General features: G+C 70.1%; 12 protein-coding genes. 9 read left to right on the forward strand and 3 right to left on the reverse strand.

The features are described 5' to 3' along the window. Nucleotides 1–48: 48 nt before the first annotated feature. Nucleotides 49–2,292, reverse strand: coding sequence for a DNA topoisomerase IV subunit A (gene parC, locus Q0863_RS02750; protein ID WP_298574803.1), 2,244 nt, complete (start codon nt 2,290–2,292; stop codon nt 49–51). 117 nt (nt 2,293–2,409) lie between these two features. Here parC and cho point away from each other — a divergent pair, with 117 nt between their 5' ends. The 3 genes from cho (at nt 2,410) to xylA (ending at nt 6,488) form a co-directional block, all read left to right on the forward strand. Continuing rightward, nucleotides 2,410–3,261, forward strand: coding sequence for an excinuclease Cho (gene cho, locus Q0863_RS02755; RefSeq protein ID WP_298574805.1), 852 nt, complete (start codon nt 2,410–2,412; stop codon nt 3,259–3,261). 361 nt (nt 3,262–3,622) lie between these two features. Further along, a complete protein-coding gene (gene xylB, locus Q0863_RS02760) occupies nt 3,623–5,119 on the forward strand; it encodes a xylulokinase (RefSeq protein WP_298574807.1) in 1,497 nt (498 codons plus the stop codon). A gap of 37 nt (nt 5,120–5,156) precedes the next feature. Next, on the forward strand, nt 5,157–6,488 hold the full coding sequence (gene xylA / locus Q0863_RS02765; protein WP_298574809.1) for a xylose isomerase: 1,332 nt from the start codon (nt 5,157–5,159) through the stop codon (nt 6,486–6,488). 99 nt (nt 6,489–6,587) lie between these two features. Here the strand turns inward: xylA and Q0863_RS02770 are convergent, their stop codons facing one another. After that, nucleotides 6,588–7,607, reverse strand: a complete 1,020-nt coding sequence (locus Q0863_RS02770) for a LacI family DNA-binding transcriptional regulator (RefSeq protein WP_298575863.1) — start codon at nt 7,605–7,607, stop codon at nt 6,588–6,590. 242 nt (nt 7,608–7,849) lie between these two features. On the opposite strand from Q0863_RS02770, the gene Q0863_RS02775 reads away from it, so the two are divergent. The 6 genes from Q0863_RS02775 (at nt 7,850) to Q0863_RS02800 (ending at nt 19,301) form a co-directional block, all read left to right on the forward strand. Continuing rightward, a complete protein-coding gene (locus Q0863_RS02775) occupies nt 7,850–9,994 on the forward strand; it encodes an alpha-glucuronidase family glycosyl hydrolase (protein WP_298575865.1) in 2,145 nt (714 codons plus the stop codon). Nucleotides 9,995–10,026: 32 nt separating this feature from the next. Next, nucleotides 10,027–11,994 carry a sialate O-acetylesterase gene (locus Q0863_RS02780; RefSeq protein ID WP_298575869.1) on the forward strand — a complete coding sequence of 656 codons (1,968 nt, stop codon included), beginning with the start codon at nt 10,027–10,029 and terminating at the stop codon, nt 11,992–11,994. Further along, entirely contained in the window at nt 11,991–13,244 is a 1,254-nt protein-coding gene (gene manD, locus Q0863_RS02785) for a D-mannonate dehydratase ManD (protein WP_298574811.1), read from the forward strand. The genes Q0863_RS02780 and manD overlap by 4 nt, the downstream gene beginning before the upstream one ends. A gap of 89 nt (nt 13,245–13,333) precedes the next feature. Next, nucleotides 13,334–15,022 (forward strand): glycoside hydrolase family 43 protein, encoded by a 1,689-nt coding sequence (locus tag Q0863_RS02790; RefSeq protein WP_298575872.1) that lies wholly within the window; start codon nt 13,334–13,336, stop codon nt 15,020–15,022. A gap of 161 nt (nt 15,023–15,183) precedes the next feature. Continuing rightward, nucleotides 15,184–17,793, forward strand: a complete 2,610-nt coding sequence (locus tag Q0863_RS02795; protein ID WP_298575875.1) for a glycoside hydrolase family 3 protein — start codon at nt 15,184–15,186, stop codon at nt 17,791–17,793. Beyond that, on the forward strand, nt 17,790–19,301 hold the full coding sequence (locus tag Q0863_RS02800; protein ID WP_298574813.1) for a mannitol dehydrogenase family protein: 1,512 nt from the start codon (nt 17,790–17,792) through the stop codon (nt 19,299–19,301). Before Q0863_RS02795 ends, Q0863_RS02800 begins: the two co-directional genes overlap by 4 nt. Here the strand turns inward: Q0863_RS02800 and Q0863_RS02805 are convergent. Then, nucleotides 19,292–20,377 (reverse strand): SMP-30/gluconolactonase/LRE family protein, encoded by a 1,086-nt coding sequence (locus Q0863_RS02805; protein ID WP_298574815.1) that lies wholly within the window; start codon nt 20,375–20,377, stop codon nt 19,292–19,294. The two genes, Q0863_RS02800 and Q0863_RS02805, sit on opposite strands and share 10 nt — an antisense overlap. Nucleotides 20,378–20,401: the final 24 nt, after the last annotated feature.

The following is a 20,401-nucleotide window of genomic DNA, read 5'->3' on the forward strand; positions in this document are numbered from 1 at the left end:
CACGGGTGGCGACGCGACCGGTCGCGCCGCACCTGCCGCGCACGCCCATCATTCCACGAGCAGCCCGTCGACCTTCTGCCAGCCCCGCGGCAGCAGTCCACCGCGGCTGGCGCGCGCGCCCAGGTAGTCGCCAAGATCCTTGAACGACAGGCTCATCGAGCGCGCGCCGGACTTCACCGACAGGGTGCCGCCCGGCGGCACCACCGCCACCGCGACCACGCGCTCGGTGCCGCGCTTGGCCTTCGGGATCTCGATCAGCTTGTTGCCCTTGCCCTTGTCCAGCTCGGGCAGCTCGGCCACCGGGAACGCCAGCAGATGGCCGGCGCTGGTGACCGCGACGATGCGGTCGGCCTCGACGCTGCCGACCGGCGCGGGCTGCAGCACCAGCGCGCCCTCCGACAGCGACAGCAGGGCCTTGCCGGCCTTGTTGCGTCCGGTCAGGTTCTCGAAGCGGGTGACGAAGCCATAGCCGTGCGAGGACGCCAGCACGAAGCGCTCGTCGTTGCCGGCGCTGGCCAGCGCTACGAACGAGGCGCCCGGGGCCGGCGAGAAGCGTCCGGTGAGCGGCTCGCCGTTGCCGCGCGCCGAGGGCAGCGAGTGCGCCAGGGTCGAGTAGCTGCGCCCGCTGCTGTCGAGGAAGGCCACCTGCTGGCTGGTGCGGCTCTTCACCGCCGCCAGCAGCGCATCGCCATCGCGGTAGGACAGCGCCGCGGCATCGACGTCGTGGCCCTTGGCCGCGCGCACCCAGCCCTTCTGGCTGACCACCACGGTCACCGGCTCGCTGGGCACCAGGTCGGTCTCGTCCAGCGCCTGCGCGGCGCCGCGCGCGACCAACGGCGAGCGGCGCGCGTCGCCGTGCTTCTTCGCGTCGGCCAGCAGTTCGTCCTTGATCAGCTTCTTCAGCTTGCTCTTGCTGTCGAGCGTCGCCTGGATACCGGCGCGTTCCTTCGCCAGTTCGTCCTGCTCGCCGCGGATCTTCATCTCCTCCAGGCGCGCGAGCTGCCGCAACCGGGTTTCGAGGATGTAGTCGGCCTGGTCCTCGGACAACGCGAAGCGCGCGATCAGCGCCGCCTTCGGTTCGTCCTCGGTGCGGATGATGCGGATCACCTCATCGAGGTTGAGGAAGGCGACCAGCAGGCCCTCGAGCAGGTGCAGGCGGCGCTCGACCTTGTCCAACCGATGGTGGAGGCGGCGGGTGACGGTACTGGTGCGGAACGCCAGCCACTCGGTCAGCAGCATGCGCAGGTTCTTCACCTGCGGCCGGCCGTCCAGGCCGATCACGTTGATGTTGACCCGGTAGCTCTTCTCCAGGTCGGTGGTGGCGAACAGGTGGCCCATCAGCTGTTCGGCATCGACCCGGTTCGAACGCGGGATCAGCGCGATGCGCACCGGATTGGCGTGGTCGGACTCGTCGCGGATGTCCTCCAGCCAGGGCAGCTTCTTGGCCCGCATCTGCGCGGCGATCTGTTCGATCACCTTCGACGGCGAGACCTGGTAGGGCAGGGCGGTGACGATGATGTTGGCGCCTTCCCGGGCGAACGTGGCGCGGGCGCGCACACTGCCGGTGCCGGTCTCGTAGATCGCGCGCAGGTCGGCGGCGGGGGTGATGATCTCGGCCGCGGTCGGATAGTCCGGGCCGCGCACGTGCTCGCACAGGTCGGCCACGCTCGCATCGGGGTCGTCGAGCAGGCGCACGCAGGCGCTGACGATCTCGCCCACGTTGTGCGGCGGGACGTCGGTGGCCATGCCCACCGCGATGCCGGTGGTGCCGTTGAGCAGCAGGTGTGGCAGGCGCGCGGGCAGCCAGCTGGGTTCCTCGAGCGTGCCGTCGAAGTTGGGCACCCAGTCGGCAGTGCCGTGGGCGAGTTCGCCCAGCAGCATCTCCGCGATCGGGGTGAGCCGCGATTCGGTGTAGCGCATCGCCGCGAACGACTTGGGATCGTCGGAGGAGCCGAAGTTGCCCTGGCCGTCCACCAGCGGATAGCGGTACGAGAACGGCTGCGCCATCAGCACCATCGCCTCGTAGCAGGCGCTGTCGCCGTGCGGGTGGAACTTGCCGATCACGTCGCCGATCGTGCGCGCGGACTTCTTGGGCTTGGAGGCCGCGCCCAGCCCCAGCTCGCTCATCGCGTAGATGATCCGGCGCTGCACCGGCTTGAGGCCGTCGCCGATGAACGGCAGGGCGCGGTCGAGCACCACGTACATCGAATAGTCGAGGTAGGCGCGCTCGGCGTACTCGCGCAGCGGGATCTGCTCGAAACCGTGGAAGACGGGGCGGACGGACTCGGTCATTTGAAAACTGCGTAGGGGAGCCGGAGAATTCTACCCGCGCAGGGAAGCGCGCCGCGGTCTCGCGGCCTGAGACCGCGCCGGCCGAGCATCCGGCTCCCCGCCCTCCCGTACCTGTCCATGTACGTCCCCCTGCCTGCGCGCCGCACCGAGGCCTCGCACTACGCCTATCCCGAGCACCTGCGCCCGCAGATCGCGCTGCTGCCGCGGGCGCCGGGCGTGTACGTGTTCCTGGGCGAATCCGGCCCGGTGCCGCTGTACATCGGCAAGAGCGTGGACATCCGCCAGCGGGTCATGGAGCACATGCGCACGCCCCGGGAAGCGCGGCTGCTGAGGCAGGCGCGCCGGATCGAGTTCACCCGCACCGCCGGCGACCTGGGCGCGCAGCTGCTGGAGGCGCAGCAGATCAAGCTGCGGCAGCCGGTGCACAACAAGCTGCTGCGGCGGCGGCGCGACCTGTACTCGATCCGGCTGCTGCGCGGGCGGCCGGAAGTGGTGCATTCGGCCAGCCTCCCGTTCGCCTCGGCATCGCGGCTGTACGGCCTGTACGCCAGCCGCCAGGCGGCGCTGCAGGCGCTGCGGGAGCTCGCCGACGAGAACCGGCTGTGCTACGGCCTGCTCGGGATCGAAGGCGTGCAGGCGGGCCGGCCCTGTTTCCGCGCCACCATCGCGCGCTGCGCCGGCGCCTGCGCAGGACACGAGCCGCTGGCCGAGCACGAGGCCCGGCTGGAAGCGGCGCTGCAGGAACGCCAGGTGGCGGCGTGGCCCTATGCCGGCGCGGTGGGCCTGATGGAGGAGGGCGCGGACATGACCCAGATCCACGTCGTCCGCGACTGGCACTACCTGGGCAGCGCGACCACCCGGGCGCAGGCGCGACGACTGGTGGCGGACGTGCCGGGCTTCGACAACGACGGTTACCGGATCCTGTCCGGCCCGGTGCTCGCGGGGCAGTGCCGGATCATGCTGCTCTGACGGCCAGGGAAGCCGTCAGCTGCCGCCGGCTACCCGCCCGCGCGGTAATGGGCGGAACCGGTCGGCTTGGCTCCGACAGCGTTTCGGGATCGGGGAGCCCCGCTGCGTGACCACCGTCACGCGGCGGCCCTGGAAACCGCGCGGTGAGGGGGTTTACGCAACAGAATGTTAACGCTAACTCTCCTGCTGTCCCTTCCGGGACAGCGGGTTGCGCACTGCAGCAAGGCTTTTTCCGTCGGGATGTGTAGAGTTCACCCTCGCCGCCATGCCGGGGATGGGCGTCTGGGCCAATCGGTGCCGGCGCCGGGTTCGGGTTTTCTGCATTCCGGTTGTGGTAGCGCTAACTTTCTGGGGACCTTCGATGGGGCTGTTTGCTGGACTGGATGTGGGCACGCAGAGCGTGAAGCTCGTGGTCTACGACCCCGACTTGCGCCAGATCGTGGCCAATGCCGGCCAGCCGCTGGATCTGGCGGCGGGCGACGACGGCAGCCGCGAGCAGCGCGCGGACTGGTGGGTGGATGCGGTGCGCGCCTGCTTCGCGCGGATCGATCCGGCGCTGCGCGCACGGGTCGCGGCGATCGGCGTGTCGGGCCAGCAGCACGGCTTCGTGCCGCTGGATCGCGGCGGCAACGTGCTGGCGCCCGCCAAGCTCTGGAACGACACCAGCACCACCGCCGAGTGCGACGAGATCATGGACGCTGCCGGCGGCGCGGCGCGCTGCATCGAGCTGGCCGGCAACCCGATCCTGGCCGGCTACACCGCCTCCAAGCTGCCGTGGACGCGCAAGCACCGCTCGCAGGCCTACGCGCGCCTGGCCACGATCCTGCTGCCGCACGACTACATCAACTACTGGCTGACCGGCGAGCTGTGGATGGAGCACGGCGATGCGTCCGGGACCGGCTGGCTCGACGTGCGCACGCGCGAATGGTCGGCCGAGATGCTGGCTGCGACCGATCCCGACCGCGACCTTCGCGCGTGCCTGCCGCCGCTGGTCGGCGCCGACAGCCTGGTCAAGATCCGCCCGGCGCTGGCCGACGAACTGGGCCTGCCGCATGCGGTGCAGGTCTCCGCAGGCGGCGGCGACAACATGATGGCCGCGATCGGTACCGGCAACGTCGTGCCGGGCGTGCTCAGCATGAGCCTGGGCACCTCGGGCACGCTGTTCACCTATGCCGCCGATCCGGTGGTCGACGCGCAGGGCCGCTGGGCCGCGTTCTGCGACTCCACCGGCGGCTGGCTGCCGCTGATCTGCACCATGAACTGCACCGTCGCCACCGAGGCGGTCGCGCGCCTGTGCGGCTTCTCCTCGCGCGACGGCGATGCGCTGCTGGCCGGCACCGTGCCGGGCGCCGACGGGCTGCTGATGCTGCCTTTCCTCAATGGCGAACGCACGCCCGACCTGCCGCACGGCCGCGGCAACCTGTTCGGCATGACCGCCACCAACCTGACGCCGGCCAACCTCTACCGTTCGGCGATGGAAGGCGCGCTCTACAGCCTGATGAACGGCTACGACGGGCTGGTCGATGCGGGCCTGCGCTTCGAGGCGATCCGCCTGACCGGCGGCGGCAGCCAGAGCGCGGTGTGGCGGCAGATGGTGGCCGACATGTTCGGCCTGCCCGTGGACGTGCCCGAGCAGTCCGAGGGCGCGGCCTTCGGCGCCGCCCTGCAGGCGCTGTGGGCGGTCCGCCGCGCAGAGGGCGGCAGCGACAACGAACTCAGCGCGCTCGCCGCCTCGCACGTGCGCCTGGACCCACGCCTGGCCGCGCAGCCGCACGCCGGCGCCACCGCCGCCTACGCCGCGCAGTACCGGCATTTCCTTTCCCACCTCGACGCGATCCGGCTGCTCTACGCCGACTGACCGCCCGATTCCCACCACGTCACGCACGGATACACACATGAGCAAGGCATTCATCGGCGCGAAGGAATACTTCCCCGGCATCGGCACGATCTCCTACGAAGGTCCGGGTTCGGACAACCCGCTCGCGTTCAAGGTCTACGACGCGGAGAAGAAGATCGGCGGCAAGACCATGCGCGAGCACCTGCGCTTCGCGGTCTGCTACTGGCACACCTTCTGCAACGCCGGCGCCGATCCATTCGGCCCGGGCACCCGCCGCTTCCCCTGGGAGAAGGGCGATGCGATGGCCACGGCCGAGGCCAAGGTCGATGCCGCGTTCGAGTTCTTCACCAAGATCGGCGTGCCGTACTGGTGCTTCCACGATGTGGACATGGCGCCGGACGCCGACGACATCGGCACCTACGAGAAGAACCTCAAGCACCTGGTCGGCCTGGCCAAGGAGCGCCAGCAGGCCACCGGCATGAAGCTGCTGTGGGGCACGGCCAACCTGTTCTCGCACCCGCGCTACATGAACGGTGCCTCGACCAACCCCGACTTCAACGTGGTCGCCCGCGCGGCGGTGCAGGTCAAGGCGGTGCTGGATTCGGTGGTCGAACTGGGTGGCGAACACTACGTGTTCTGGGGTGGCCGCGAAGGCTATGCCTCGCTGCACAACACCGACATGAAGCGCGAGCTCGAGCACTTCGCGCGCTTCCTCACCGCTGCCCGCGACTACGGCCGCAGCATCGGCTTCAAGGGCCAGTTCTTCATCGAACCCAAGCCGATGGAGCCGATGAAGCACCAGTACGACTTCGACAGCGCCACCGTTGCCGGCTTCCTCAAGCAGCACGGCCTGGAGAAGGACTTCTCGCTCAACATCGAGGCCAACCATGCCACGCTGTCGGGCCACACCTTCGAGCACGACCTGCAGGTGGCGGCCGACCACGGCCTGCTCGGCAGCATCGACGCCAACCGCGGCAACGCGCAGAACGGCTGGGATACCGACCAGTTCCCGACCGACCTGTACGACACGGTCGGCGCGATGATGGTGGTGCTGCGCCAGGGCGGCCTGGTCGGCGGGCTGAACTTCGACGCCAAGCCGCGCCGCGAGTCCACCGACATGGAGGACCTGTTCATCGCCCACATCGGCGGCATGGACGCGTTCGCGCGCGGCCTGGAAGTGGCGCACGCGCTGCTCAACGACTCGCCCTGGGAAAGCTGGCGCAAGCAGCGCTATGCGAGCTTCGACAGCGGCGCCGGCGCCGACTTCGCCGCCGGCAAGCTGGGCCTGGCCGACCTGGCGGGCCTGGCGGCAAAGCTCGGCGAGCCCGAGCAGATCAGCGGCAAGCAGGAGCGCTACGAGAACCTGCTCAACCAGTACCTGCTGCGCTGAGCGGTCGGGCGGCCGGTCGACATGGGAGCGCATACGCCCCTGCCAGCCGAGCCGCCGCGCCGTCGCCGCGATGTTCCTGCCCGCGCGCGGGCGGGGACATCAGCGTTTGGGCGGTGCCACCGAATCGCGTTCGATCAGTTCGTGCGGCACGACGTGGTCGACGACCGTGCGCGTGCTCTTGTCCTTGCGCCGGATGTTGCGCAGCAGGATGTCGACCGCCGAATCGGCCATCGCCGAGATCGGCTGGCGGATCGTGGTCAGCTCGGGCCAGACCGTGGTCGCGGCCGAGGTGTCGTCGAAGCCGACGATGGACAGGTCGCGCGGGACGTCCAGTCCGCGCCGGTGCGCGACCGATACGGCCGCGGCCGCCATGTCGTCGTTGGCCGCGCAGATCGCGGTGGGCGGCTGCGGATGCGCGAGCAGCTTCTCGGTCGCCTCCAGCCCGGAGCGGTAGGTGAAGAAGCCCGATTCGACCAGGCTCGGATCGAGTTCGATGCCGGCGCCGGCCAGCGCCGCCTGGAAGCCCTCGTAGCGGCGGGTGCTGGCGGTCTGGTTGGGATTGCCCTTGATGTAGCCGATGCGGCGGTGGCCGGCGGCGATCAGGTGGGCGGTGATTTCCCGGCTGGCGCGGTAGTCGTCGATGCGTACGCAGGAAATGTCGTGGTGGAAGCGGCCGGAGGCGATCGCGACCACCGGCACCTCGGCCTCGACGAACTCCGACACCAGCGCCTTGGATTCGCACAGCGGCGGCGGCAGGATCACGCCGGCCACGCGCTTGGCGAGCGCGGCCGCGGCCTGGCGCTGTGCGCTGGGGCCGAGGTTGTCCCAGGTGTCGATCACCAGCTGCGCGGCCGTGCGCGTGGCGCCGCGCAGCGCGCCGGCGAGCAGCTCGCGCAGGTAGGCGTTGCTGGGGTTGGTGTAGATCATCGCCACCCGCGTGTCCTGCGCGGTGGCCAGCGCGCTGGCGGCGAGGTTGGGCGTGTAGCCCAGTTCGCGCACCGCCCGCATCACCCGTTCGCGGGTGGTCTCGCGCACCTTGCCGTGCCCGTTGACCACGCGCGACACCGTCATCGGGGACACCTTGGCGAGCGCGGCGACCTCGTCGAGCGTCACCGCCATGCCCTTGCGGCGCGCGGCTTTCCTTGGCTGTTTCTGCAATTCCTGTCCCCTTGCCGCGCCGCGGCGATATGCCTGTGGCCGGCACGCCACGCACGGCGCAAACCGGCGATCGCCGCCGGGACGCGTACTCCATGACCAACATGAGGGCTGAACGAATGGTACACATCGACAGGCGTCCACGACATCCCGGCGTCATGTCCGCACAGGACAGGACGGTGCGCGGCGGTGGCCGGTTCCTGGCGATGCTGGCCTGCCTGCTGGCCGCGCTGGCGTGCCTGCCGGCCGTGGCCGTGGCCGAGGACGGCTACGAGCTGTGGCTGCGCTACCGCCCGGTCGATGCCGCCCGGGCCGGCGACTACCGCGCGCGGTTCACCCAACTGGTGGCGCCCACCGCCACCGCGACCCAGCGGGCCACCCGCGACGAACTGCTGCGCGGGCTGGAAGGCCTGCTCGGCCATGCCCCGGCGCAGGGGGAGGACCTCGGGCGCGCGGGCGCGCTGCTGGTCGGCACCCCCGGGTCGCTGCCGCAAATCGCGCGCCTGCAGCTTGCGCTCGACGGGCTGGGCGACGAGGGCTACCTGATCCGCAGCACTGAGATCGACGGCCGCGCGGCGACGGTGGTGGCGGCGAACTCCGACACCGGCGCACTGTATGGCGCCTTCCACCTGCTGCGGCTGCTGCAGACCGGGCAGGCGGTGGACGCGCTGGACCTGCGCGAGGCGCCGAAGGTCAAGCTGCGCGTGCTCAACCACTGGGACGATCTGAGCCGGCATGTCGAACGCGGCTACTCGGGGCAGTCGATCTGGGACTGGCACCGCCTGCCGGGCTGGCTGGACCCGCGCTACACCGACTACGCCCGCGCCAATGCCTCGATCGGCATCAACGGTACCGTGCTCAACAACGTCAACGCCAATGCGCAGATCCTGACACCGATGTACCTGGACAAGGTGGCGGCGCTGGCCGGGGTGATGCGCGCCTACGGCATCCGCGTCTACCTGAGCGCGCGCTTCAGCGCGCCGATGGAGATCGGCGGCCTCGAGACCGCCGATCCCAAGGACCCGGCGGTGCAGCGCTGGTGGCGCGCCAAGACCGAGGAGATCTACGCGAAGATCCCGGACTTCGGTGGCTTCCTGGTCAAGGCCAATTCGGAAGGACAGCCCGGTCCGCAGGACTTCGGTCGCACCCACGCCGACGGCGCCAACATGCTCGCCGACGCGGTCGCGCCGCATGGCGGCGTGGTGATGTGGCGTGCCTTCGTCTATTCGGACGAGGAACCCGATGATCGCCACAAGCAGGCCTATACCGAGTTCGTGCCGCACGACGGCGAGTTCCGCGACAACGTGCTGGTCCAGGTCAAGAACGGAGCGATCGACTTCCAGCCGCGCGAACCCTTCCATCCGCTGTTCGGCGCGATGCCGAAGACGCCGCTGATGATGGAGTTCCAGATCACCAAGGAGTACCTCGGTTTTGCCACCCACCTGGCGTACCTGGGGCCGATGTACGAGGAGGTGCTGCGCGCCGACACGCATGCAAGGGGCGAAGGTTCGACCGTGGCGAAGGTGGTCGACGGCTCGCTCGAAGGGCACGCGCTCAGCGGCATCGCCGGCGTGGCCAACATCGGCAGCGACCGCAACTGGAGCGGCTCGCATTTCGACCAGGCCAACTGGTACGCGTTCGGGCGCATGGCCTGGGATCCGGAGGCCGGCGCGCGCCCGATCGCGCAGGACTGGGTGCGGATGACGTTCTCCCGCGATGAGGCCGTCTCAGCGCCCATCGTCGGGATGATGATGGCCTCGCACCAGGCCGTGGTCGATTACATGACGCCGCTGGGCCTGCACCACCTGATGGGCCGCGGCCACCACTACGGCCCGGCGCCCTGGGTGGAGGGCGGGCCGCGCGCGGACTGGACTTCGGTGTACTTCCACCGCGCGACGAAGGACGGGATCGGCTTCGACCGCACCACCGGAGGCAGCGATGCGGTGTCGCAATACGCGCCGCCGGTGGCCGAGGTGTTCAACGATCCGTCGCGCGTGCCCGAGGAGTTCCTGCTCTGGTTCCACCATCGGCCGTGGACCAGTCGCGTCGCCTCGGGGCGCACGCTGTGGGACGAACTGGTGCATCGCTACTCGCGCGGCGTGGCGGAGGTGGAGCGGATGCAGGCGACGTGGGCCGGCCTGGCAGGCCGGGTCGATGCCGAGCGCCACCACCAGGTGGACCGGTTCCTCGCCATCCAGCGCGACGAGGCGCAATGGTGGCGCGATGCCAGCATCGCCTACTTCCAGACCTTCTCGGGCCTGCCGCTGCCGCCGGGCGAGGCGCCGCCCGCACAGTCGCTGGAGTACTACAAGGCGCTCGAGTTCCCGCATGCGCCGGGGGACACGCAGTGAGCCGGGCCTCGGATCGCTCCGCGCGCGGCGCGGTGCTGGGCCTTCTGCTGTCGACGTGCCTGCTGGCGCCGGCCGCCGCGGCAGCGGACGGCGAGCCGCTGCTGCACGCGATGTTCCAGGACCATGCGGTGGTCCAGCGCGACCAGCCGCTGCGGCTCTGGGGGCAGGCCGATCCCGGCACCCAGGTGCGGGTCTCGTTGGCCGGCAAGCGCGCTATCGCGCGTGCGGACGCGGACGGGCACTGGGAGGCGCGGCTGCCAGCGCTGAAGGCGGGTGGACCGCACGTGATGGAAGTCGTGGCGGGCGCGCGCAGCCAGCGCGTGTCGGACGTGCTGGTAGGAGATGTGTGGCTGTGTTCGGGCCAGTCGAACATGGAGCTGCAGGTCTGGCGCGCGCTGGACGCGCGCTCGGAGATTGCCGGCGCCGGCAACGACCGCATCCGCCTGCTGACGGTGCCGCAGGTTTCGGATGTCACGCCGCAGCAGACCTTTTCCGAGGACGTGCGCTGGGAGCCGGTGAATCCGGAATCGGTGCGCGAGTTCTCCGCCGCCTGCTACTTCTTCGCGCGCGAGCTGCAGAAGACGGTCGACGTGCCGATGGGCCTGATCGACGCCTCCTGGGGCGGATCGCGCATCCAGGCCTGGACCAGCGGCGAGGCCCTGCGCACGCTCGAGACCTACAACGGCGAGCTCGACGTGCTCGCGCGCTACGCCGACGACCCGGTCGCGGCCGTGGGCGAGTGGGGCGCGCTGTGGCAGCGCTGGTGGTTGCAGCAGCCGGCCAACGGGGCGGGCGATCGTCCCTGGGAAGGCGGTGCGGCGGGCAACTGGCGCGACGCGCCCGCGCAGCTTGGTGCCTGGGAGCGTTGGGGCGTGCCGGCGCTGGCCGATTTCAACGGCATGGTCTGGTACCGCACGGACGTGCAACTGACCGCGGCGCAGGCGGCGCAGGAAGCCGTGCTGCTGCTCGGTCCGGCCGACGAAATCGACATGACCTGGGTCAACGGCCGTGGCGTCGGCAGCACTTATGGCGCCGGTGCGGGACGCGAGTACGTGCTGCCGCCGGGCCTGTTGCGGGCGGGCGGGAACAGCATCGTGGTGAACGTGCTCGACACGTATCGCGAAGGCGGACTGGCTGGCCCGGCCAGCGCGCATTCGCTGCGCCTGGCCGACGGCAGCAGCGTGCCGCTGGACGGCGGCTGGGAGTACCGCATCGTGCCAGCGGAAGCGGGCACGCCGCCGCGGGCGCCCTGGCAGAGTGCGGCGGGCCTGTCCACGCTCTACAACGGCATGATCGCGCCGATCGGCCGCTACGGCCTGCGCGGCGCGCTGTGGTACCAGGGCGAGTCCAACACCTTCGAGCACGACCGCTACGGCGACCTCCTGCGCGCGCTGCGCAAGGACTGGCGCGCGCGCTTCGGCGAGCGGCTGCCGCTGCTGGTGGCGCAGCTGGCCAACTATGGCGCGGCCCCGATCCGTCCGACCGAGAGCGACTGGGCGGCGCTGCGCGAGGCACAACGTGCGGTTGCCGCGGAAGACGCCTCCACCGGGCTGGTGGTGGCGATCGACATCGGCGACCGCTACGACATCCATCCGACCAACAAGCAGGAGCTTGGACGCCGCTTCGCGCGCGCCGCGCGCCACGTGGTGTACGGCGAAACACTGCCCGCGTCCGGCCCGGTCCCCACGGCCGCCCGTCGCAACGGCGAGTCGGTCGTGGTCGAGTTCGGCGACGTAACCGATGGCCTGGTGGCCTACGGCGCCGACGGCCCGATCGGCTTCGAACTGTGCGGCGCCGATGCAGGCTCCTGCCGCTACGCACGGGCACAGATCCGGACCAACCGCGTCACCTTGGACGCGCCTGCCGCCCACGCGGCCACGCGCGTGCGCTACTGCTGGGCCGACAGCCCGGTCTGCACCCTGTTCGACGGCGCCGGCCTGCCGGCAGGTCCGTTCGAATTGCCCATCACCTCGATGATCGACGACGACCACGCACGATGAACATCAACGCCACAGACACCACCACCCACGGCTCGAAGAACGATCGCGAGATCGTCGACGCCAGGGTCATCGTCACCTGCCCGGGGCGCAATTTCGTCACCCTGAAAATCACCACGCGCTCGGGCGTGTACGGACTGGGCGACGCCACCCTCAACGGCCGCGAGCTGGCCGTGGCCTCGTACCTGTCGGACCACGTGGTGCCCAACCTGGTCGGCCGCGATGCCGGCCGCATCGAGGACATCTGGCAGTTCCTGTATCGCGGTGCCTACTGGCGGCGTGGCCCGGTGACGATGAGTGCGATCGCCGCGGTCGACGTGGCGCTGTGGGACATCCTCGGCAAGATGGCCGGCATGCCGGTGTACCAGCTGCTGGGTGGCCGCTCGCGCGAGGGCGCGCTGGTCTACGGCCACGCCAACGGCCGCGACATCGCCGAAGCTTCCGATGCGGTGGGTCGATTCATCGAACAGGGCTTCCTGGCGGTGCGCGCGCAGTGCGGCGTGCCCGGCGTCAAGAAGGCCTACGGCATCTCCAGCGCCAAGGGGTATGAGCCGGCCGAGAGCGAACTGCCGCTGGAAACCACCTGGAATACACCGCGCTACCTGGACACCGCGCCGAAGCTGTTCGAACAGCTGCGCGCCGACCACGGGCCGGACGTCGAACTGCTGCACGACGTGCACCACCGGCTGACCCCGATCGAGGCGGCGCGACTGGCGAAGTCGCTGGAACCGTACCGGCTGTTCTGGCTGGAGGACGCGACCCCGGCCGAGAACCAGAAATCCTTCGAGCTGATCCGCCAGCATTCGGTCACTGCGCTGGCGGTGGGCGAGGTGTTCAACTCGATCTGGGACTGCAAGCACCTGATCGAGAACCAGCTGATCGACTACATCCGCACCACGATCGTGCACGGCGGCGGCATCAGCCACGTGCGACGCATCGCCGACTTCGCCGCCCTGCACCAGGTGCGCACCGGCTTCCACGGCGCGACCGACCTGTCGCCGGTGACGATGGGCGCCGCGCTGCACTTCGACACATGGGTGCCGAACTTCGGCATCCAGGAATACATGTTCCACACCGAGGAAACCGACGCGGTGTTCCCGCACGACTACGTGCTGCGCAACGGCCGCCTGCACGTGGGCGACACGCCGGGCATCGGCGTGGACATCGACGAGGCTCTGGCGGCGAAGTATCCGTACGCGCCGAAGCAACTGCCGATCGCGCGCTTGGAAGACGGCGCGATGTGGGACTGGTGAAGCACGTTCTTGAAAGGGGAATTAAGATGAGCAACCGCAACACGCGCCGCGTCCGGCTGGGCACCAGCACCCGCGTCCTCGCCGCCGGCATGGCCGCGCTGCTGCTGGCCGCCTGCGGCAACGAGCCCGCGGCCCACGCCGCCGCCGTCGAGGCCTCCGACGCCGCCGCGCCCGTCCACTTCGACTGGTTCGAGTACACCGGGCGCGATGCCGCATTCGAAGCGCCGGTGCCTGAAGGCAGCTTCCGCAACCCGGTGTTGGCCGGCTTCCATTCCGACCCGAGCGTGGTGGCGGCCAACGGCAAGTTCTACCTGGTCGCCTCGACCTTCACCTTCTTCCCCGGCATCCCCGTGTTCGAGAGCGAGGACCTGGTCCACTGGAAGCAGGTGGGCAACGCCATCCATCGCCCGGAACAGCTGGACTTCGACGGACTGGGCGTGTCGCGCGGCGTGTTCGCGCCGGCCATCGAGTACCACGACGGCACCTTCTACGTGGTCAATACCTCGGTCGATGCCGGCGGCAACTTCATCGTCACCGCCACCGATCCGGCGGGGCCGTGGTCGGATCCGATCTGGCTGCCGACCATCGGCGGCATCGATCCGTCGCTGTTCTTCGATGACGACGGCAAGGTCTACATCCTCAACAACGACGAGCCCGCGGTGCCGGTGCGCTACGACGGCCACCGCGCGATCTGGCTGCAGGAGATCGACCTCGCCAACGGCAAGCCGTTCGGTCCGCGCAAGGTGCTGATCGATGGCGGCGTGAAGCCCGAGGACAACCCGATCTGGATCGAAGGCCCGCACATCTACAAGGTCGATGGCTGGTACTACCTCAACAACGCCGAGGGTGGCACCGGCCCGCAGCATTCGCAGGTGATCCTGCGCAGCCGCGACGTCTGGGGTCCCTACCAGCCCTACGAACACAATCCGATCCTGACCCAGCGCGATCTCGATCCCAAGCGGCCGCTGCCGGTCACCAACGCCGGCCATGCCGACCTGGTGCAGGGCCCGGACGGCAGCTGGTGGGCGACTTTCCTGGCCAGCCGCAACTACGGCGTGGACCACTACAACACCGGCCGCGAGGCCTTCCTGCTGCCGGTGACCTGGAAGGATGGCTGGCCGGTGATCCTGCCCGATGGCGAGAAGATTCCGTATGTGCTGCCCGGGCCGTCGTTCATGAAGACGCCAGCGGACCAGGCGCCGATGACCGGCAACTTCACCTGGCGCGACGAGTTCGACACGGTCGAGCTGGGCAAGGGCTGGATGACGCCGCGCGTGCCGAAGACGCAGTGGTACGACGGCAGCTCGCGGCCCGGTTGGCTTGCGATCCGGCCGCTGGCCGAGCGGCTCGATACGCTGGTGAACCCGTCCTTCTACGCGCGCCGCCAGCAGCACCAGGTGTTCGAGGCGAGCACCGCGATGGAACTGCCCGCCGCGGGTGTGGCGGCGGGCCTGGCCGCGTTCCAGGGCGAGACGCACTGGTACTTCCTCGGCGTGCGCCGCAACGGCGATGGCGTCGAGGTGTTCCTGGAGAAGAAGGCAGGCGAGGGTGCGGTCGAAGTGGTGGCGACGCAGGCGGCCGGCGAGGCTGACCTGTTCACGCTGCACATCGAAGGCAACGAGGGCCGCTACGGCTTCGGCTTCGACGCCGGCGACGGCCGTGGCGTGCAGTGGCTGGTGCGCGATGCCGACGGCACGATCCTGAGCACCGACGTGGCCGGCGGCTTCGTCGGCGCGACCATCGGACCGCATGCGCGCATCGAACGCGCGGCGCAATGACACGACCTGGGAGGGACGGCGACATGGGAACACAGCAGGCACACGCCCCGGCACGGCGTACCCATCCGGCGCGACGCGCGCTGGTCCGCGGCTGCGCGATCGCGCTGCTGGCCGCGCTGCCCGCGTTCGGCCTGCAGGCCGATGACGGCGAACGTGCGTGGATGGACACCTCGCGGCCGTTCGAAGAGCGCGCAGCTGCGCTGGTGTCGCAGATGACGCTGGAGGAAAAGGCCGCGCAGATGCAGAACGACTCGCCGGCGATCGAGCGGCTCGGCCTGCCCGAATACGAATGGTGGAACGAGGCCCTGCACGGCGTCGCCCGCGCCGGCGCGGCGACCGTGTTCCCGCAGGCGATCGGCATGGCCGCGACCTTCGACGTGCCGCTGATGGACGAGGTCTCGCGCACCATCAGCGACGAGGCCCGCGCCAAGCACCACGAGTTCTTCCGCAACGGCCAGCACGGCCGCTACCAGGGCCTGACCTTCTGGTCGCCCAACATCAACATCTTCCGCGACCCGCGCTGGGGCCGTGGCCAGGAAACCTACGGCGAGGATCCGTTCCTCACCGCGCGCATGGGCGTGTCGTTCGTGCGCGGCCTGCAGGGCGTCGCCCCCGACGGCGCGCTGCTGCCGGAATCGCAGGGCGGCAGGTACCGCAAGCTCGACGCCACCGCCAAGCACTTCGCGGTGCACAGCGGCCCCGAGGCCGACCGCCACACCTTCGACGTGCATCCCTCGTCGCGCGACCTCTGGGAAACCTACCTGCCGGCCTTCGAGGCACTGGTGAAGGAGGGTGAGGTCAAGGCGGTGATGGGTGCCTACAACCGCGTCTATGGCGAGTCGGCCAGCGGCAGCAAGCTGCTGCTGCGCGACATCCTGCGCGAGCAGTGGGGCTTCGACGGCTACGTGATGTCCGACTGCTGGGCGATCGTCGACATCTGGGAGAACCACAAGATCGTGGCCACGCCCGAGGAGGCGGCTGCGCTGGCGGTGAGGAACGGCACCGAACTCAACTGCGGCAGCACCTATGCCGAACACCTGCCGGTGGCTGTGCGCAAGGGCCTGATCACCGAGGCCGAGCTCGACGATGCGCTGACCCGGCTGATGACCACGCGCATGGAGCTGGGCATGTTCGACCCGGCCGCCAAGGTGCCCTGGGCGCAGACGCCGTACTCGGTCAACCAGGCGCCCGCGCACGATGCGCTGGCGCGGCGCGCGGCGCAGGAGTCGATCGTGCTGCTGAAGAACGAGGGCGTGCTGCCGCTGTCGAAGGACATCCGTCGCCTTGCGGTGATCGGCCCGACCGCGGATGACACCATGGCGCTGCTGGGCAACTACTACGGCACGCCGTCCGATCCGGTGACCGTGCTGCGCGGCATCCGCGAGGCGTTGCCAAATACCGAAGTGGTGTATGCGCGCGGCGCGGACCTTGTCGAAGGACGCGAGGATCCGGCAGCCACGCCGCTGGTCGAGCCGCAGTACCTGCGGCCGGAAGCGGGTTCCAACGAGCGCGGCCTGCGCGGCGAATACTTCCGCAACCCCGACCTGTCCGGCGAGCCGGTGCTGGTGCGCGTCGATGCGCAGATCGGCTTCCGCTGGGACCGTGGCTCGCCCACCGACAACCTGATGGCGCGCGGCGAGGCCGGTCCAGACAACGCCGTGCCCAACGAGAACTTCAGCATCCGCTGGAGCGGGCAGCTGTTGCCGCCGGTGGACGGGCGCTATCGCCTGGAAGCCGGCGCCAACGACGGCTTCCGCCTGTACCTGGACGGCAAGCTCGTGCTCGACCACTGGGAAGACGCCGAGCGCCTGCGCGCGGAAAGCGTCGAGCTCGATCTGGAAGGCGGCCGCGCCTACGACATCCGCCTCGAATACTACGAGCGCGAGCGCGACGCGGGCGTGCGCCTGGCCTGGGACCTGCCCGGCGCGAAGCCTGCGTTCGAAGAAGCGGTCGCAGCCGCGCAGGGCGCCGATGCCGTGGTCTTCGTCGGCGGCCTGACCGGTGACGTCGAAGGCGAGGAGATGAGGGTCGACTATCCCGGCTTCGCCGGCGGCGACCGCACCGACATCCGCCTGCCCGCCACCCAGCAGAAGCTGCTCGAAGCCCTGCACGCGACCGGCAAGCCGGTGGTGCTGGTGCTGACCGCCGGGTCGGCGCTGGGCGTGGACTGGGCCAAGGCCCATCTCCCGGCGATCCTGGTCGCGTGGTACCCGGGCCAGCGCGGCGGCAATGCCGTGGCCGACGTGCTGTTCGGCGACGTCAGCCCGGCCGGGCGCTTGCCGGTGACGTTCTACAGCGCCGATGAAAAGCTGCCCGCGTTCGACGACTACGACATGACCGGCCGCACCTACCGCTACTTCGCCGGCAAGCCGCTGTATCCGTTCGGCCACGGGCTGTCGTACACCACCTTCGATTACCGCGACCTGCGACTGGATCACGACCGGGCCGGCGTCGACGACACGCTCACCGCCACGGTGACCGTGCGCAACAGTGGCCAGCGCGCCAGCGACGAGGTCGTGCAGCTGTACCTGCGGCCGCTTGCGCCGGTGCGCGAGCGTGCGCGGCGCGAGCTGCGTGGATTCCAGCGCGTGCACCTGGCGCCGGGCGAGTCGCGCCAGCTGCGGTTCGAGTTCGTGCCGTCGCGCGACCTGCGCCATTACGACGAGGCCGCCGGCGGCTACGCCGTCGATCCGGGCCGCTACGCGGTGGAGATCGGAGCGTCCAGCGGGGACCTGCGGATCGGCAGCCAGTTCGAGGTGGAAGCACCGTGAATCCCGTGCCCGACGCGCAGTTGCAGGCCGATGCCGGCCGGCTCGACGCGACCACGCTGGCATCGCTGCCGGCGCAGGTGCGGCGCCCGGCCTACGATCGGGCGGCCACGCGCATCGGCGTCGTACATTTTGGCCCGGGCGCCTTCCATCGCGCCCACCAGGCCGTATACCTCGACGATCTGCTGGCCGCCGAGCCGGACTGGGCGATCAGTGCGGTCTCGCTGCACAACCCGGGCGTGCGCGACGCGCTGCAGCCGCAGGATGGCCTGTACACGCTGGCGCTGCTCGGCGAGCGGCCGTCGCTGCGCGTGATCGGCTCGATCCGCGAGGTGCTGTGCGCGCCGCAGCAACGCAAGGCGGTGATGTCGCGCCTGGTCGATCCGCAGGTGCGGCTGGTGACGCTGACCATCACCGAGAAGGGCTACTGCCTCTCGCGCGATGGCATCGATGCCGCGCACCCCGACATCGCCCGCGACCTGGCCTCCCCCGAACAGCCGATCAGCGCCATCGGCTGGCTGGTGGCAGGCCTGCGCGAACGCCGCGAGCGCAGGCTGGCGCCCTATACCGTGCTCAGCTGCGACAACCTCGCCGACAACGGCGGGCGCCTGCGCCGCGCGGTGCTGGACTACGCGCGCCGCATCGATCGCGGCCTAGCGGCCTGGATCGAGGCGGAAGTCGCGTTCCCGCGCTCGATGGTCGATAGCATCACCCCGGCCAGCGACGAGGCGCTGCGCGCGCGCGTGTCCGCCGAACTCGGCGTCGAGGACGCCTGGCCGGTGCAGCGCGAGGCCTACACGCAGTGGGTGGTGGAGGATGATTTCCGCAGCGGCCGGCCTAGGTTCGAGGATGCCGGCGTGGTGATGAGCGGCGACATCGCCGGCTACGACCGCGCCAAGCTGCGCCTGCTCAACGCGCCGCACTCGGCGCTGGCCTACCTGGGCTCGCTGATGCGCATCGAGACTGTCGCCGACGCGATGCGCGAGCCGGCGCTGGCCGGTTTCATCGAACGCCTGATGCGCGAGGACATCGCGCCGACGCTGGCGCTGCCGGCCGGGTTCGATCCGGATTCGTACGTGGCCGCGATCCTGCAGCGCTTCCGCAATCCCGCCATCCGACACCTGCTGGCCCAGATCGCCTGGGATGGCTCGCAGAAGATCCCGGTGCGCCTGCTCGGCACCATTGCCGATGCGCTGTCGGCCGGGCGCCGCATCGACCGGCTATGCCTGCCGGTGGCCGGCTGGCTGCGCTTCGTCGTGCGTCAGGCGCAGGCGGGAGGAGCTTTGGTCGATCCGATGGACGCGCTGCTTTCGGATATCGGCCGCGACGCCACCGGCGATGCGCAGCGCGACGTGGCTGGCTTCCTGCGGATCGAACCGGTGTTCGGTGCGCTGGCGGCCGATGCGCGCTTCGCCGGAGCGCTGCGCGACGCCTACGCCGCGCTCGGGAATGGCGAGCCGGCGACGGTGGCGCATGCGCTCACCGTCGCCGCGGGGGCGCCTCAGTCTTGAAAACCCAGGCCCGCCACCTTCAGCGGCACGCGGGCCAGGAACCTGTGCGAGGTCATGTACAGCGTGCGGCCATCGTCGCCGAAGGCGGCATTGGCGATCGCGCTGCCGGTCTCGATGCGGCCCAGGCGCTTGCCCTGCGCGTCGAACACCAGCACGCCGCCGGGGCCGGTGGCGAAGACCAGGCCATCGGCCGATACGGCCAGTCCGTCCGGCAGACCCTGGCCGCCGTCGCGGGCCAGGTCGGATGCATCGGCGAACTGACGCTTGTCGACGACGTCGCCGGTCGCATCGAGGGTGTAGGCCATCCAGATCGGGCGCTGCTCGTCGGAGTTGGCCACATACAGCGTGTTGCCGTCGGGCGAGAACGCGATGCCGTTGGGGCGGCTGAGCGAATCGTCGAGCAGGTGCACGCTGCCGTCCGCGTCGATGCGGTAAATGCCGTTGACCGGCTGCTCCTTGGCCGGGGACTCGTCGCCGTCCTTCAGCCCGTAGGGCGGGTCGGTGAAGAACACCGTGCCGTCGCCGCGCGCGACCACGTCGTTGGGGCTGTTGAAACGCTTGTCCTCGAAGCTCTCGGCCAGGGTGACGCGGGACTTGTCGGCCGCGTTGAATCGGGCGATCAGGCGGTTGCCCGAATCGGCCAGCAGCACGGCGCCGTCCGCTTCGGTGAACAGGCCATTGGCGCCGCCTTCGCGCAGCGTGTCGAGCGGCGGACCGGCGTAGCCGGAAGGTTCGAGGAAGAGCGACAGCCCGTCGGCCTGCGACCAGCGGTACATGCGGTTTTCCGGCGGATCGTTGAACAGCAGGTAGCCGCCTCCCTCGCGCACCCAGGTGGGGCCTTCGGACCAGGTGAACGTGTCTTCGGTGAGCTTCTCGATGCGCGCGCCGGGATCGACGACCTCGGCGAAGGCCGCGTCATAGCTGGTGAGCTGGCCGACGGTGTCGAATCCGGCGGCTGCAGGCTGCTCGGCGGCTGCGGTATCGCTGGCCGCGTCGGCGCCGCTGTCGCCCACGGCCGTGCAGGCGGCGAGCCCGAGGGTGAGGGCGGCGGTCAGCAGCGAAGGAAGAGGTCGCATCGGCATGTCCTGTCTGGAGGTGTC

The sequence above is a fragment of the uncultured Luteimonas sp. genome (assembly GCF_947492465.1).
Lineage (GTDB): Bacteria > Pseudomonadota > Gammaproteobacteria > Xanthomonadales > Xanthomonadaceae > Luteimonas.